Source organism: Niveispirillum fermenti, from assembly GCF_052474395.1.
The window spans coordinates 1,071,622-1,088,073 of the sequence record NZ_CP156681.1 but is presented as its reverse complement, the minus strand read 5'-3'; the positions used below and the strand labels follow the sequence as shown (position 1 = coordinate 1,088,073).

The 16,452-nt window shown below is 69.6% G+C and carries 11 protein-coding genes; 2 read left to right on the top strand and 9 right to left on the bottom strand.

Annotation, left to right across the window (positions count from 1 at the left end; genetic code table 11):
* Window positions 1-11: 11 nt before the first annotated feature.
* Both ABC728_RS16545 and ABC728_RS16540 read right to left on the bottom strand, forming a co-directional pair.
* Window positions 12-740, bottom strand: a complete 729-nt coding sequence (locus ABC728_RS16545; RefSeq protein ID WP_445376613.1) for a DUF917 domain-containing protein — start codon at window positions 738-740, stop codon at window positions 12-14.
* Window positions 730-2,346, bottom strand: a complete 1,617-nt coding sequence (locus tag ABC728_RS16540; RefSeq protein ID WP_416619481.1) for a hydantoinase/oxoprolinase N-terminal domain-containing protein — start codon at window positions 2,344-2,346, stop codon at window positions 730-732. The genes ABC728_RS16545 and ABC728_RS16540 overlap by 11 nt, the downstream gene beginning before the upstream one ends.
* 205 nt (window positions 2,347-2,551) lie before the next feature.
* On the opposite strand from ABC728_RS16540, the gene ABC728_RS16535 reads away from it, so the two are divergent.
* Both ABC728_RS16535 and ABC728_RS16530 read left to right on the top strand, forming a co-directional pair.
* The gene (locus tag ABC728_RS16535) at window positions 2,552-5,278 is read left to right on the top strand and encodes a helix-turn-helix transcriptional regulator (RefSeq protein ID WP_416619479.1); all 2,727 of its coding nucleotides are present in this window, start codon (window positions 2,552-2,554) and stop codon (window positions 5,276-5,278) included.
* Window positions 5,279-5,392: 114 nt separating this feature from the next.
* Window positions 5,393-5,977, top strand: coding sequence for a carboxymuconolactone decarboxylase family protein (locus ABC728_RS16530; RefSeq protein WP_416619477.1), 585 nt, complete (start codon window positions 5,393-5,395; stop codon window positions 5,975-5,977).
* A 57-nt stretch (window positions 5,978-6,034) separates the two neighbouring features.
* Here the strand turns inward: ABC728_RS16530 and ABC728_RS16525 are convergent, their stop codons facing one another.
* The 7 genes from ABC728_RS16525 to ABC728_RS16495 all read right to left on the bottom strand — a co-directional run bounded on the left by ABC728_RS16525 (window position 6,035) and on the right by ABC728_RS16495 (window position 16,176).
* Window positions 6,035-7,345 carry an MFS transporter gene (locus tag ABC728_RS16525; protein ID WP_416619475.1) on the bottom strand — a complete coding sequence of 437 codons (1,311 nt, stop codon included), beginning with the start codon at window positions 7,343-7,345 and terminating at the stop codon, window positions 6,035-6,037.
* A gap of 39 nt (window positions 7,346-7,384) precedes the next feature.
* Window positions 7,385-8,125, bottom strand: a complete 741-nt coding sequence (locus ABC728_RS16520; RefSeq protein ID WP_416619473.1) for an IclR family transcriptional regulator — start codon at window positions 8,123-8,125, stop codon at window positions 7,385-7,387.
* 94 nt (window positions 8,126-8,219) lie between these two features.
* Window positions 8,220-8,984: an SDR family NAD(P)-dependent oxidoreductase gene (locus ABC728_RS16515; RefSeq protein ID WP_416619471.1), complete on the bottom strand. Its 765-nt coding sequence runs from the start codon at window positions 8,982-8,984 to the stop codon at window positions 8,220-8,222.
* Window positions 8,985-8,996: 12 nt separating this feature from the next.
* Complete coding sequence (locus tag ABC728_RS16510) at window positions 8,997-10,478, bottom strand: aldehyde dehydrogenase (protein ID WP_416619469.1); 1,482 nt, start codon at window positions 10,476-10,478, stop codon at window positions 8,997-8,999.
* A gap of 166 nt (window positions 10,479-10,644) precedes the next feature.
* Window positions 10,645-13,863 (bottom strand): error-prone DNA polymerase, encoded by a 3,219-nt coding sequence (locus ABC728_RS16505; RefSeq protein WP_416619467.1) that lies wholly within the window; start codon window positions 13,861-13,863, stop codon window positions 10,645-10,647.
* The gene (locus tag ABC728_RS16500) at window positions 13,860-15,506 is read right to left on the bottom strand and encodes a Y-family DNA polymerase (RefSeq protein ID WP_416619465.1); all 1,647 of its coding nucleotides are present in this window, start codon (window positions 15,504-15,506) and stop codon (window positions 13,860-13,862) included. Before ABC728_RS16500 ends, ABC728_RS16505 begins: the two co-directional genes overlap by 4 nt.
* Window positions 15,439-16,176 (bottom strand): ImuA family protein, encoded by a 738-nt coding sequence (locus ABC728_RS16495; RefSeq protein WP_416619463.1) that lies wholly within the window; start codon window positions 16,174-16,176, stop codon window positions 15,439-15,441. The genes ABC728_RS16500 and ABC728_RS16495 overlap by 68 nt, the downstream gene beginning before the upstream one ends.
* Window positions 16,177-16,452 lie beyond the last annotated feature (276 nt).

Below are 16,452 nucleotides of genomic sequence, written 5' to 3'. Positions count from 1 at the left end.
GTCGAACAGGGTCAGGCAATGGGGATAGAGGCCCGAGTCCCCAAAGCCGCGGCCAGGGCCTGGAACGGGTCACGCCGTTCGGTCCGGGCCGTGCGGATGGCCTTGCCGATGGCGATGGCCGTGCTGACGCTGCCGGGAATGGAATGCTGCCGGGCCTGCGCGCCGGTCAGCGGATATTCCACCATATGCGCGATGCCGCCCAGCGCCACCGACAGGCCGCGGGCCACGCGCTCATGCGTCAGGTTGTTGTCCGTCTCGATGACCGCCAGCGAGCCGCAGGCCGCTGTCAGCACCGACGGACAGGCCGACAGGCCGCGGATGTTGAAGATCACCATCTGGGATTCCGGGAAAGCGCGGCCCATCCCGTCGCAATCCACGACCGGCACGCCCAGTTCGGCCGCCGCCACGAAGGGCGCCAGCCCGTTGCCGCCGCCGATCTCCACGGGCAGCACGGCATCGATCCTGCGGCCCATCAACGCTTCCAGGCGCCGCAGGCCGGCCACGGTCTCCCCGCCATTGGGCAGCTTTTCCACCGACACGGTGGGCGCGCCGATCCAGCCGCAGGGAGCGACCAGCGCATCGTCGGCAAGATCGGCCGGCGCGATCAGGTCGAAGCCGCCGCAGCGCGCGATGGCCGCCTCGGCCAGCAGCAGCCCGTAATAGGGATCGCCGCCGCCGCCCGAACCCAGAAAGGCGGCGCCACGGGCGAGATCGGCCAGGGCCGCGCGATCAATGCGCATGCTGTACCTCCGTGAAGCGGGGGGCCGGGGTGCCGCCGGCCAGATCGCCGACCGCCTTGATGCGCACCTGGGCCGACCGGCCCGGCAGATAGCTGAGGAACACTTCTTCCATATCCACGATCTCGACTGTCTCGGCCTCCCCGCCGGCCGTCACGACGCGGGCCACGGCCTCCTCACGCAGGCGGGCCAGGGCCGTTTCGCGCGGGATGGCCGCGTAATCCACGACCTGTTCGATCTGTGCCCCGATCTGGGCGATGGCGGCCCCCACGGCATTGGCCACGTCGGCATGGGGCGGGCGGATCACCCTGGCCGCCCCTTTCAGGTCATCGTCCACCAGGAAATGCCCGCCCCCCACAGCGATGATGGTGGCATCGCCGCGTGCCGTCTTCATGCGGTCCACCCCGTCGGCCAGCATGGACTGGATACGGGTCCAGACAGCGTCCCGCACGGCGGGGGCGAGCGCGGGGATGCGCGCGGCATCGCCGAAGGCCGCCCTGCCCGTGGAAACGGCGATGTCGCTGGCCGTCAGGGTCGTGCCGCCGAACAGACAGCCTTCCTGCGTGATGCGATAGCCCACCGAATCCGGCCCGACACGCAGGTCCGTCCCGGCCAGGGTGTCGGCCCGGTACAGGCCGGGGTCCAGATGGATGCGCGTGCCGCCGCCCAGGCCGATGGCCAGGATGTCGGGCATGCGGAAATTGGTGCGCACCCCGCCGATATCGACGGCGATGGAGCTTTCACGGGGAAAGCCGTTGGCCAGCACGCCGATATCGCAGGTCGTGCCGCCGACATCCATGACGATCCCGTCATCCACCCCCGTCAGGAACGCAGCCCCCCGCATGCTGTTGGTGGGGCCGGACCCGATCGTCATGACGGGGTAGCGCGCGGCATGCGCGGCGGAAATCAGCGTGCCGTCATTCTGCGAGATGTAAAGCGGGGCATCCAGGCCCAGTTCCCGCAGCGCCCGCTGGAAGGAGGCGATGACATGGCGGGCCAGGCTGGTCAGGGCGGCGTTCAGGATCACGCCGTTTTCCCGCTCGATCAGGCCCAGCCGGCCGATGGCATGCGACAGGCTGATCGCGGCCTGCGGATATTCATCGCGCAGGATGGCGGCGGCCCGTTCCTCCATGGCGGGGTTGATGGGGGCGAAGGCGCTGCTGACCGCGATGCTGGCGATACCGCGCTGGCGGCAGGCGCGGGCGGCGGCGCGCACCTTGTCCTCGTCGAAGGGGGCGATCTCGCGGCCATCCACCTCGTACCCGCCGGGCAGCAGGAAGATGGCATCCCCCACCTGCCCGGCCAGCGCCTCCGGCCAGCCGGTCAGCGGCGGCAGCGCCTCGCCCGACGGGCTGGCCAGCCGGATGATGCCCACCTTGTCCAGGTGCGCGCGTTCCACCAGGGCGTTGGTGAAATGGGTGGTCCCGATCATCACCGACGTGACGATGGCGGGCGGCAACCGCGCCTCGGCCAGAACCCGCGTGATCGCCGCGGCGACACCGGAGCTGACATCCGCCGTCGTGGGCTGCTTGGTCGAGGCAACAACCCGCATGCCGTCGATCAGGACCGCATCCGTGTTTGTTCCGCCCACATCGACACCAATGCGCACTCCTCAACCCTCCAGATCACCTTCACATGCACTGGATTAGAGGGAAGGCACCCCCGGCGCGGCAATTTGTAAAACGGGTGTAGGCGGGGCCGAACGGGTAAGCGGCCCGTTCGGCGCGGGTAACGTGTTGAAAGCCCCGCGCACTGTCCGTACCCTGATCCGTGCCAGGTGCCTGGACGACCACACGGAAGCGAAGGAAGGTTCCATGGAGGACGTGATCGCCGCCAAATTCGGCCCCCCCGTCTGGATGGGCGACCAGATCCGGCGCGATCCCCTGCTGGACCGGCTGGACGCCGCGCTGATGCACCGGCTGACCCTGGTGCAGGCGCCGGCCGGCTATGGCAAGACCAGCATCCTGGCCCAATGGCGCGGACGGCTGGCCCAGCGGTCGGTGCGGGCCGTCTGGCTGGCGCTGGAACGCGACGATTGCGACCTGAAGCGGCTGGTGCGCTATCTGCTGCGGGCCGTGCGGGGGGAAGGCGGGGCGGCGGATGCCCCGGCGCTGGCCGCCGACCTGCCGCCGCGTGCCGCCCTGTCGGCCGTCGTCAACGAACTGGCGGGGGAGGAAGGACCCCTGGTCCTGATCCTGGACGACCTGCACCACGCCCAGGGCGAGGGGGTGGCCGATTTCCTGCAAGCACTGATCCGGCTGGCCCCGCCCAACTGCCATTTCGTTCTGGCGTCGCGCGATTACCCCCGGCTGGGGCAATCGGTGCTGGCGGCAGAGGAACAGTTGCTGGAGATCACGGCCCATGACCTGCGTTTCTCGCTGCGTGAGGCTGAAAGCCTGCTGGCCCGCGCCGGCCGGCCGCTGGCCGCCGATGACGTGGACCGCATCCTGCACCGCACGGAGGGCTGGCCCATCGCCCTGCAACTGACCTCGCTGTCGCTGAAGCGCGGGATCGGCCAGGAGCGGCTGATCGCGCAATCCGGCGGGTCCGGCACCGATCTGGCCCGCTATCTGTCCGAACAGGTGCTGATGGCCCTGCCGGACGAGGTGCGGGAGGTGGTGATCCGCACGGCCCTGCTGGACCGGCTGACGGGTGACCTCGTCAATCTGCTGTGCGACCGGCATGATGGCTGGCTGGTGCTGGAACGGCTGGAACAGCAGGGCGTGTTCCTGACCTCCATGGGGCCGGACCGGCGGGAATATCGCTACCACCAGCTTTTCGCCGAATATCTGCGCGACCGGCTGGAACGGTCGGACGGCCGCCTGTTCGCGGCCCTGCAAAGCCGCGCGGCCGACTGGTTCTCCCAGCGCGGCCAGGTGGCGGAGGCCGTGGCCCACGCCATCCCGGCCGGCGACGACACGCGCCTGGCCGAGATCCTGGAGGAAGCGGGCGGCTGGCGGCTGATCCCGCTGGGCCTGCAAGGCGTGCTGGAACGCGGGCTGGCCCGGCTGTCGGGCGCCCTGGTGCATACGCGCCCCCGGCTGGTGCTGGCGCATGTTTATCTGCTGATGAAGCAGGGGGAATTGGGGGCCGCGCGCGTGGCCTTTGACGCCTTTGCCCAACGGGCCGACGAAACAGCCCTGTCGGCCGACCTGCGCACGGAAATCAGGGTCGTGGGCGACACGCTGACCGATTACGAGAACCAGCCCGTCACCTTCGACGACCTTCTGGCGCGCGAGGCGCTGCTGCGCAAGCTGCCGGCCAACGATCATCTGATCCTGGCCAACATCAACGAGACTTTGGCCGCCAAATATTTCGAGGGTGGTTGGCTGGAGCGCGCCCTGCAGCCCACCCTGACGGCGCGGGAGCATTATCGGGCCTTCGGTTCGCTCTACAGCGACATCTTCACCCGCTTCCTGGAAGCGCGGATCAAGCGGGCGCAGGGCCGGCTGAAGGAGGCGGAGGCCATCCTGAAGGCGGCCCGGCAGGACATCGTGGAGAATTTCGGCGACCATTCCGATCTGGCGGCCAATTGCAACGCCTTCCTGGCCGAGCTTCTCTATGAGCAGGATCGGGTGTCGGAGGCCCGCGAACTGCTGGCCTGGGCACTGCCGCACATGGAACAGTCCGATGGCTGGGTCGATGTCTATGCCGTCGCCTATTTTACCGAGGCCCGCGCCCTGGCCGGGGATGGTGCCTTCGACGAGGCCTGGAACACCATCGCCCGCGCCCGGCGGACGGCGGCCCGGCGGCGCCTGCGGCAATTGGAACTGCTGGCCGACATCAGCGAGGTGGAACTGCACCTGATCCACGGCACGGGGCTGGACGCGGCCGCCATGGCGGCGGAAGCGGCGGGCATCGATGCGCTGGCCGACATGATGATGGCGGATTCCCCCTTCTACCGTCCCGTCGCCGTGGCGGCGTCGCTGTGCCGCGTGAAGCTGCGGCTGCTGGACGGGGCCACCGGTGCGGCGATGGCCGAACTGGCCCGGCTGCGCACCTGGGCCGACCAGCGCGGCGCCGGCCGGCTGCTGATCGATGTCAACATCCTGGCCGCCTTCGGCCACCGCGCCACCGGTTCCCCGGAAGAGGCGCGGACCTGCTTCGACGAGGCCGTGGGCATCGCCATGTTCCAGAACATCGTGCGCCCCTTCGTGGAGGCGCGGCGCTTCGTGCAGGCCGGCCTGGACGCGGCCATGGCCGACGGGGCAGAGGTCGACCGTTTCCGCGGGCAGTTCCTGAAGTCACTCGCAAAATCACTTGCAGCCTGCCGCAACAACATCACCGCCCCCGGCCTGTTCAACGAGGCGGAGGCCGAGGTACTGTTCCTGCTGTGCCAGGGCCACTCCAACAAGGAAATCGCCCGCCTGATCGGCATGTCGCCCGATACGGTCAAGTACCGGCTGAAATCCCTGTTCCGGAAGATCGGCGTCAGCAAGCGCCGTGACGCCGTGCGGGTGTCGGCCGAACGCGGGCTGATACCCACCCGCGGCGCCTGGCCCGCCCGCAACGCCGTGGCCGAGGAGGCGCACAGCGACTGATCCTTACTCCCGATGAACCGTTTTGTCCGGACATTCACCCGTTGGCACGGAGGTGGATTTGCCCCATAATGATATCTTAATATATCATTATGGGTTTAACCAGGGAGGGATACAGTGCCGAATACCGTCATGCCGCGCGTGCCCGTGGAGCAGATGAGCACCCCCATCGCCGAGGCGTTCCATCGCTGTGTCAAGAAGACGGGCGACGGGACCATCATCGAGGTGATGGCCCACAATCCGGAGATCATGCGCTGGTACTTCGACGAGTTCTATGGCGGCGTCTTCTACAACAGGCTGCCAGGCATGCGCCTGGATGTCCGCAGCAAGGAATTGCTGCGCATCAAGCTGTCCAAGCAGCATGGCTGCCGGCTGTGCAACCGGTCCAACACGCTGGACGCGGTGGCGGCGGGCATCACCGAGGAAATGATCGATGTCATCGACAATCCCGCCTCCCCCTTGTGGACCGACAAGGACCGGGCCGTGATCGCACTGGCCGACGAGATGGCCCTGCAGAACATGGACGGCCACCTGTCCGCCGACCTCTATGCCCGGCTGCGGGCCCATTACGACGATGCGCAGATCGTGGAGCTGGGCTTTGTCGCCGCGATCCTGACCGGCATCGCCAAGTGGATATTCACCTTCGACATCGTGGACCGGGAAGAGACCTGCCCCATCAGAAATCCCGCCGCCACGGCGTGACGGCGACGGTCCGGGGGCATTCCGGCACCCCCGGACCCGCAACCGGCGGCGCGCCCTTCATTCCCGGCGCGGCAGCAGCAGCAGCATGGCCGCGGCAACCAGGCCGCCCGCCCCCATCACCAGCGAGACGGGCAGCAGGCCGCTGCCGCCTGCGAACAGGGCCCCGGCCAGCACCGGCCCGATGGCGGACCCGCCGCGTCCCACCCCGATCACGAAGCCGATGCCGCTGGCCCGCAGATGGGCCGGGAAGGTGGTGGCCAGGATCGGATACATGCCGACCACGCCGGCATTGATGAAGAAGGCGGCCAGCGCCACGACCAGCGACAGCCAGAACAGGTCCGTCAGGCCGGAGCCGAACAGGCCGATGGCCAGGAACGAACAAAGCATGGCGCCGACCACCAGGGGCCGCAGCCGCAGCTTCTGCGAGGCAAGCCCGATCAGCACCGCGCTGGCCAGGGAGCCGACATTGGCGGCGACCAGCACCCGGCCGGCACTGGCGGCATCGTGCCCCATGTCCACGACGATCTTGGGCACCCATTTCTGCACGAAATAGAACAGCATGATCTGGGTGAAATAGGCGATGGTCAGCAGAATGGTGACGCGGGCATAGCCCCCCGTGAACAGGGACAGCAGCGAGCGCTGCGACCCGCCGGCCAGGGGGGCCGGCAAGGCGGCCAGCAAGGGCTGGCCCAACCGGGCCAGGGTCCGGTTGACCCTTTCCAGGGCATCGGCCGGACGACGCGCCAGCAGGCTGTCGATGGATTCCGGCAGCAGGAACCAGGCCAGCGGCAGCACGGCCAGCGTTGCGACGCCCCCGAACAGGAAGACGCTACGCCAGTCGCCGCTGCCTTCCAGCAGGGCCGCAGCCACCAGCCCGCCCAGGATGGCCCCGCTGGAATAGCCGGCGATGTTCAGCACGACATTCAGGCTGCGGCGCCGGGCGTTGGAATATTCGGCCACCATGGCGCTGGTCGATGACAGCATGCCGCCGATGCCCAGCCCCGTGGCCAGCCGCGTGGCGGACAGGAAGGCCACGTCGCGCGCCAGGGCCGACAGCAACATGCCGGCCGCCATCACCACCAGACAGGCCAGGATGGTGGGGCGCCGTCCGATCCGGTCGGCCAGGTTGCCGATCAGCACCGAGCCGGTGGCCATGCCGATCAGTTCCATGGACAGCACGATGCCCAGCATGGCCCGGTCGATGCCCCATTCGGCGGCAATGCCGGGGGCGGCGAAGCTGATGGCCAGCACGTCGAACCCGTCCAGGGCGTTCAGGGCGATGCACAGGCAGACCACCACCCATTGCCGCCAATGCATGGGGGCGGCGTCCAGCAGGCCGCTGCCAGCGTCGGTATTGTTGGAAGCCATATCCTTGTCATCCCTCCCGCCATGGCAGGAAGGTGGCGATCAGGCCCCGTCCTGCTTCAGTTTATCGAGCTGTTCCGCCATCACGCCCGCGATTGCCGGCCGCCTGTCCAGGCAGCGGGAGACGGGGCCGACGACGACGATGGAAAGCCGCCGGTGGCCGAAGGGCAGGGCAAGCGCCACGCCGGCCAGATCGGGGATGTATTCCGCATTGCTCTGGTGGAAGCCACGCACCCGCGCGGCCTCCAGTTCCGCCTCCACCATGGCCGGGGTCAGCGGCGTGGTGGGGGAGAACCCGTCGAAGCGGATGCGGCGGTAAAGCTGCTCCCGCTCCCGCACCGGCATCTGGGCCAGCAGGGCCCGGCCGGCCGAACTGGCATGGATGGGCACCAGGCTGCCGGGGCTGGCGAAATAGCGCACGGGCTGGCGCGACTCCTCCACCTCCAGAAAGATGGCCTGTTCCCCGGCGGGGGCGGCGACCAGCACCGTTTCCCCCGTCGCCCGCGCCAGATCGCGGACCAGCCGCCGCACGGCATCGGGCAGGGGGTCGGCGCGCGTCACCCGTTCCGCCAGGTCCAGCCAGCGGGGGCTGGGGTAATAGCCGCCGCGCGGCTGGGGTTCGTAGAGGAACCCCATCTCAGCCAGCGTGCCCAGCATCTTGAAGGTGCTGGAACGTGGCCAGTCCAGATCCTCCGCGATCTCCGCCGCCGTGGCCGGCCGCAGCCGCCGGGCGAAATATTCAAGGAGCTGGAGCGCGTTCGCGGCCTGCCGCACAACAACCATGCCTGGCCTCTGCCAAACGGGGGAAAAGGGACGCCGACGATAGGGGGCCAGGCCCGTTCCGGCAAAGCCCGATCTGCACAGCCCCGTCCCGCCCTTACCGCGCCGTGAAGCCGCCATCCACGGGCAGGGCCACGCCCGTGACGAAACTGGCCTCGTCGGACACCAGCCACAGCACAGCGTCGGCCACCTCTCCCGGTTTCACCAGCCGGCCCATGGGAACCGCGCCGACCACCTTGGCCTCGTTGGCGGCCGCTTCGGCCGGATCGCCGCTGCGGCCCGTGAAGCCCGCCTTCATGGGCGTGTCGGCCAGGCCGGGGCAGACGACATTGACGCGGATATTGTCTCCGGCCAGGGCCAGGGCCAGCGACTTGGTCAGCCCCACCACGGCCCATTTCGCGGCCGAATAGATCGGGCTCATCATCGAACCGACAAGGCCGGAAATGGAAGAGGTGAAGACGATGGCCCCGCCGCCGCGTGCCCGCATGTGCGCCGCCACCTGCCCCGCCCCCAGCGTGGCCGAGGTGACGTTCAGGTCGATCGCCTTGCGATAGGCGTCGATATCCAGGTTTTCCACCGAGGCCGGACCGGGCATGCCGGCATGGGCCCACAGGATGTCGGCCCCGCCCAGGGCCGCCACGGCCTGATCGATGCTGTCGCGCGCGCCGTCCGGTGTCGACAGGTCGGCCACGATGGGCACGACCTTGCCGGCGCCGAAATCGGCCACCAGCCGGTCCAGGGCCTCGGCACTGATATCGATGGCCGCCACGCGCGCACCCTCGCGCACGAACCGTTCCACGCCGGCCCGGCCCATGCCGGACGCGGCGGCCGTGACGATGGCCAGCTTGCCTTGAAGACGCATTGCCTTCCTCCCTCAGCTTGCGAACGGGTCAGCGAAGCGCCCGGTCGTCGATATGATCGTGGTGCGGGTCTCAAGATAGCTGTCCAGCGCCTCGATCCCGTTCTCCCGGCCCCAGCCGCTGGTCTTGAAGCCGCCATAGGGCGTGGACCAGCGGATGTAGCGGTAGGTGTTGACCCAGACGATCCCGGCCTCGATCCGGTTGGCCACGCGGTGGGCGCGGCCCGTGTCCGACGTCCACAGCCCGGCCGCCAGCCCATAGGGCGTGCCGTTGGCGATGGACACCGCCTCCTCTTCCCCGTCGAAGGGAATGATGGCGGCGACGGGTCCGAATATCTCCTCCTGCGCGATGCGCATGTCGGGGCGCACGCCGGCGAACACCGTGGGTTCCACGAAATAGCCGCCGGCCAGGTCCGGGCTGTCGATGCGCGACCCGCCCGCCACCAGATCGGCCCCTTCACGGCGCCCGATATCGATATAGGACAGGGTCTTGTCCAGTTGCTGATGGTGCGCCTGCGGGCCCATATGGGTGGCGGGGTCCAGCGGCATGCCCACCCGCACACGCGCCGCCCGTTCACGGAACGCCGCGACCACCCTGTCATAGACGGGCCGTTCGACCAGGATGCGCGATCCCAGGGCACAGCTTTGCCCGCACAGCGCCCAGGCCGATCCCGTGGCGGCGTTCAGCGCCTGCTCGATATCGGCATCGGCGAAGATGATGTGCGGCGCCTTGCCGCCCAGCTCGAAGCTGAACCGCTTCAGCGTGTCGGCGCCGGTCTTCAGGATGGTCTTGGCCGTGGCGCCCTCGCCCGTGAAGGCGATCTTGTCCACGCCCGGATGGGCAACCAGATGCGCGCCGGCCGCCGGCCCGTCGCCGGGCACGACATTGACCACGCCGGGCGGAAACCCCGCCTCCTGGAACAGCCGGGCCAGCGCCAGGGAGGAGGCCGGCGTCTGTTCCGCCGGCTTCAGCACCACGGTGCAACCCGCCGCCAGCGCCGGCCCCAGCTTCCAGGTGGCCGCCATCAGCGGCACGTTCCAGGGCGTGATGGTGCCCACCACCCCCACCGGCAGGCGGGAGGTGAAGGCATGCACGCTGTCATCCATGGGGATGGTGCGGCCCGACAGCTTGTCGGCCAGGGAGGCGAACCAGTGCCAATATTGCGGGTGCAGCCCGATATCCCCGCGCGATTCCCGTACCGCCCGGCCATTATCCTGTGTCTCGATGCGCGCCAGGGCGTCGATCTGCGTGGCATAGAGATCGGCGAAGCGGCGCAGGATGGCTGCGCGCTCCCATCCCGGCATGCGACGCCACGGGCCCTCGAACGCCGCGCGGGCGGCCGCCACGGCCCGGTCGATATCCTTGATGCCGCCATAGGCCACATCGCCCCAGACCTTGCCCGTGGCAGGGTCGATGCTGCCACGCACGCCGCCATCCAGCGGCACCGTCCATTCGCCATCGATGAAAAGCCGGTCGAACCGGAAACTGTCCAGCATCGCCCTCCCCCTGACAATTTATCTCTGTATAGGGATAAATTTGTCCATATATGGGGATCGGTCAATCATCCAAGCTTCCTGATTCGGTGGGGACCAAGCGCCGCCACCCGTCAATGTCCGGTCCCCTCCATGCCCGGCCCCGTCACCAGCCCCGTCACCAGCCCCGTCAGTGGAAATTGCGCCCTTCCCCGAACACCCGGGCGGGCAGGGCATCGGGCAGGGCCGCGTCATTGGCCGACAGGCCACCCGGCTGCAGGCTGCGCAGGTGGGATGACAGGTCGATCAGCTTTTCGGCCACGATATGGATCACCTCCCCTTCCCGCTGCAGCCGCCCGCGCACGCCCATCAGCGCCGCCGTCATCAGGGTGCGGCGGTGGCGTTCCATGACGGATGGCCAGACGACAAGGTTGGCGATGCCCAGTTCATCCTCCAGCGTCACGAAGATGACGCCCGATGCCGTGCCCGGCCGCTGGCGCACCAGGGTCAGGCCCGCGACATCGACGCGCGACCCCGGCCGGGCATGGCGCAGCGCCTCCGTCGTGCCCATGCCCAGCCCCGTCATGACGGGACGCAGCAAGCCCATCGGATGGGCCCGCAGCGACAGGGACAGGGTGCGGTAGTCGGTCCAGACCTGCTCGCCCAGCGACAGGCTGGGCAATCCGGCCTCCGGCTCGTCCCCCATATCCACGGGCCCCATATCCACCGGCGGGCGGTTATCGCCGATGCGCCGGGCGCCGTCGGCCGCCTGAAACAGCGGCAGCGGCCTGCCCCCCAGTCGTTTCACCTCCCACAGCGCCTGACGACGGTCCTGGCCCAGAGGGGCGAAGGCATCGGCATCGGCCAGCCGTTCCAGCACGGCCACGGGCAGGTCCGTCCGCCGCCACAGGTCGCGGATCGTGTCATAACCGGTGCCGCGGTCGCAGGCGATCCGGATGGCCGCCTCCTCCCGCAGTCCCTTCACCTGCCGGAAGCCCAGGCGCAGGGCCGGGCCGCCACGCCCTTCCTCCAGCGTGCAGTCCCATTCCGACCGGTTGATATCCACGGGCCGCACCTCCACCTTGTGTTCGGCCGCGTCGCGCACGATCTGGGCCGGCTGGTAGAAGCCCATGGGCTGGCTGTTCAGAAGGGCGCAGGCGAAGATGGCCGGGTGGTGGCATTTCAGCCAGGAAGAGGCATAGGCCAGCTGCGCGAAACTGACGGCATGGCTTTCCGGGAAACCATAGCTGCCGAACCCCTGTATCTGCCGGAAACAGCGGTCGGCATAGGCGGGGTCATAGCCGCGGGCGATCATGCCCTGGATGAATTCCGTCTCGAAGGCGCCGACCCCGCCCGTCTTCTTGAAGGTGGCCATGGCGCGGCGCAACTGGTCGGCCCGGCCCGGGGTGAAGCCGGCGGCCACGATGGCCATGCGCATGGCCTGTTCCTGGAACAGGGGGACACCCAGCGTGCGCTTCAGCACCGCCTCCAGTTCCGGCTTGGGGAAGCCGACAGGCTCCAGCCCGTTGCGCCGGCGCAGATAGGGATGCACCATGTCCCCCTGGATGGGGCCGGGGCGGACGATGGCGACCTCGATCACCAGGTCGTAGAATTCGCGCGGACGCAGGCGGGGCAGCATGGACATCTGCGCCCGGCTTTCAATCTGGAAGACGCCGACCGTATCGGCCCTGCAGATCATGTCGTAGGTGTCCTTGTCCCCCTGCGGTATGTCGGTCAGGGCCAGCGGCCGGCCCAGGCGCTGGGACAGCATCTCCAGCCCCCGGCGCATGCAGGACAGCATGCCCAGCGCCAGCACATCGATCTTCAGCAGACCCAGCGCCTCCACATCATCCTTGTCCCATTCCACGACGGTGCGATCCTCCATGGCCGCATTCTCGATGGGAACCAGTTCGTCCAGGCGGGAACGGGAGATGACGAAGCCGCCCACATGCTGCGACAGGTGGCGCGGAAAGCCCCGCAGGTCATAGGCCAGGTCCATGCAGAGCGCCAGCGTGGGGTCGGACGGGTCCAGCCCGGCTTCCCGCGCCACCCCCTCATGCGTGATGCCATGCCGGTTCCAGCCCAGCCGGACCAGGGCGCCGATGACATCGTCGGACAGGCCCAGCACCTTGCCCACCTCCCGGATGGCCATGCGGGAACGGTAGCAGATGACGGTGGCCACCAGCCCGGCATGGGCGCGACCATATTTGTCATAGATGTACTGCATCACCTCTTCCCGCCGCTCATGCTCGAAATCGACGTCGATGTCGGGCGGCTCCCCCCGCTCGGCAGAGATGAAGCGTTCGATCAGCAACTCGTTGACCGTGGGATCAACCGAGGTGATGCCCAGACAGAAGCACACGGCCGAATTGGCCGCCGATCCCCGTCCCTGGCACAGGATGTCCCGCGACCGGGCAAAGCGCACAATGTCATGCACCGTCAGGAAATAGGGCGCGTAGTCCAGCCTGCCGATCAGGTCGAATTCATATTTCAGCAGGCCGGACACCTTTTCGGGCACACCTTGCGGGTAAAGACGTGTCGCCCCCTCCCAGGCCAGCCTTTCCATCTCCTGCTGCGGGGTCAGGCCGGACGGGATGGGATCGATGGGATAGTCGTAGCGCAATTCATCCATGGCGAAGGTGCAACGGGCGGCGATGGCCGCGCTGGCGGCCAGCGCGTCGGGCCGGGCGGCGAACAGGGCCGCCATGGCTCCGGCCGGCTTTGCGTAATGTTCGGCATGCGGGGACAGGCAGCGGCCGGCGGTGGCCAATGTCCGGCCATGACGGATGCAGGTCAGGATATCATGCAGCCGCTGCCGGTCGGGATGGTGGTAGCGCACGTCATGCGTGGCCAGCAGCCCCACCCCCAGGGCGTCGGCCAGCTCCCCCAGCCGCAGCAGCCGCGACCGGTCATATCCCTGGTAAAGCGGCGCGACAGCCAGATGGAGCCCGGCCGACGGCAGGGCCGCGAACCGGTGCAGTTGGGCCGCCAGAACGGCCAGCCGGTCCGGCGTGGCCCTGCCGTCCGGCGCCAGAACGGCCAGGATCAGCCCTTCCGCCCCGGCGGCCAGATCGGCCAGGGCCAGATGGCATTCCCCCTTGCCACCACGCCGCTTGCCCAGGGTCAGCAGCCGCGTCAGCCGGCCATAGGCCGCGCGGTCGGTGGGATAGCACAGAACCGGCGGCGCATCGGCCAGGGTCAGGCGGCACCCGACCACCAGCCGCAGACGATGCTGCCGGCAGGCCACATGCATGCGCACGGCCCCGGCCAGCGTGTCATGATCGGTGATGGCGATGGTCCGCCGTCCCAGGCCGGCAGCGGCCAGGGCCAGTTCATGGGGATGCGAGCCGCCGCGCAGGAAGCTGAAATTGCTGGTGACCTGCAGGTCGACATAATTGCCGTCCGTCATGCGCATAATCCATGCAGGTACCAGTGCCCCCGGTCGTCGGCCGTGCGGAACAGCCAGAGCCGGCGGCCATCGGCCAGTTGCGCGCGGTAATAATCCCGCGTGGGGCCCAGCCGCGCCCGCCACCAGTCCGGGCGGATGCGCTCCGGCCCTTCCAGCCAGTCCAGCCGCCAGCAGCGGCCACGCCACAGCATCTCCGCCGGTTCCGCCACCTCCACCCGCTCGGGCGGGTGCAAAAGCAGCAGCGGCCGCGGCCCTTCCACCCGCCAGGTGCGGGGGCGCGCGGGCGGCGGGCGGCGGGGCTGGGCCTTGGGCCAGGGCCGGTCACCATCATCCCCCATTGCCACCGGGGTGGAGGCCGGGACCGGGTCGGGAAATCGCATGCCGGAAGGCGCGACCGGGCCTTGCGAACCGCCGCCCGCCGGCAGGAAGGCAGGGTCGGCAAGACCCGCCTCCATCTCCCCGGCCAGATCGGTGGCGGCCTCCGGCCGGTGCGTGTCGCGCGGCAGGGGACGGCCGACCCGTTCCTCTCCCAGCCGGTTGACCAACCGGTCCAGCAGGGACAGCAGCGCCAGGGCGCCGCCCCCGCCCACGGCCAGCCCCGCCTGCTCGGCCGTGAACAGGTCAGTCGAAACGGCCGTCAGTTCCATCATCTCGATCCCGAAACCGGGTTCGATCGTGTCGAACCGTTCCCGGAACAGCTTCAGCAGCGCTGCGGGATCGCGGGCGGGGCGGGCGGCACCGATGGACAGGTCCTGCACCGTGGCATCCGTGCGAAAGCAGGTCAGCTTCAGGCGCCGCACCCCGCGCCCGGCCTGTTCCAGCCGCCGGGCCAGATCCCGCAGCAGGGCCAGCACGGCGGCCTCGATCGCCTCGCGCGTGGCGATGGGTTCCAGGAAGGAACGGCGGACCTGCCAGACCGGGGCCGGGGCCTGCGGGGCCACGGGCTCGGCCGACAGGCCCAGCATGCGGTCCAGCCGCCGGCCGATACCCGGGCCATAGCGGGCCGTCAGCGGCGCGCGCGGCTGGCGATGGACATCGCCCACCCGCACCAGCCCCACCCGCGCCAGATCGGCCACCTGTTCCCCATCCAGGCGCAGGGCCGGCATGGGCAGGGGCAGCAGCAGCGGCCAGGCCCCCCGCCCTTCCGGCAGGACAGGGTCGCTGACGGAAGGGCGGTGCCGGGCCCAGCCCCAGGCCGCGGCCGGCGAATCGCCCAGCCCCAACCGGTGGGTGAAACCGGCCCGGTCCAGCCGGGCACCCAGATCGGCCAGCAGCCCCGCCTCCCCCCCATGCAGATGGGCGGCCCCCGCGATGTCCAGGATCAGGCCGTCCGGCCCGTCGGTCGCTGTTTGCGGCGTATAACGCTGCGCCCACAGCGCCAGCCGGACCAGGGCCGCGCGGTCGCCCGCCGGATCGGCGGGCATGGCCGTCAGCGACGGTGCCAGGGCGCGGGCGTCGGCCAGCAGCAATCCTGCCCGCAGCCCGTCCGCCTCGGCCAGCCCGTCGACGGCATGCAGCCGGATGCCGCCCTGCCCCGCCAGGGTCAGGGCCAGGGGACCGGCAGGCCCGTCCTGCCTATTCCGCCGCCGCCACTGGTCCGTCGGCCAGCGGCTGAGCCAGACGGAGACGAAACGCCGCGTCATCCCACGCAACCTCCCACGAACCCGATCCGCCGCCGCGTGCCCGCAGCAGCGATACCTGCCAGCGCGGCCAGCCCCCTTCCGCCTCATGCAGGGGGCGGCCGCGCGCCGACACCACGCGCCAGCGCGTCAATGCCGTGGAAGGCGGGGGGCGGGCCACCGGCGGCAGGATCAGCAGGGCCATCATCCCCCCTTCTTCCGCCGCAAGCTGCAGGCGGCGGCCGGCCACACTGCCGGGCAGCACGCCGTCGCCGACCACAGCCGCCAGCGACGGGCAGCGCAGCGCCTCCTCCAGCACCCACAGCGCATCCTCCACCCCGGCCGGGCGCGCCAGGATCAGGCGTGAGGCGTCCAGCCCCACACCGGCCAGCCCCGGCCCATAAGGCATGTCGGCCAGCCCCAGCGGGTCCGATCGGTCGCGATGGCGGCACCAGAGGATGGGGCCGGGTGGCAGGCCCGACAGCAGGGCCGCAACAAACCCATGCGCCGCCGCATCCCCCGGCCCCGGCCAGAACTCATGCAACCCGCCCCGCACCAGCCCACCCCCCGGCAGGGCCGCATCCAGCGCGCCCAGCCCCAGCGACAGGGCCGCGCGCCCCTTGGGGGGGCGCACCCTGTCCATGATGGACAGCCGCTCCCGCAGGGCGGCGATGGTGGGGATCCTGTCGGCCATGGGGCAATTGTTCGTGTTTTGTTCCTGTTTGCAAGCGTTGAATCCGGTGGGCGGGGATGGGGAAGTGGCAATAGACACGGGCGTCCATGCCCCAGATCGGTGCCGTTACCCTGCGGGTCCGCGATTATTGCGCGGCTTGGCTACGCGGCCTATGCCGCGCGGCAGCAGTTGCCGGCGGGGCGGCTTTCCAGTCAGAGGAAAACCGCTCCAGCATGGAGAATGTCCCCTGGTATCCGCGCCGACGGGCACGGCGGCGGCACGAATGAAGGCGGGACC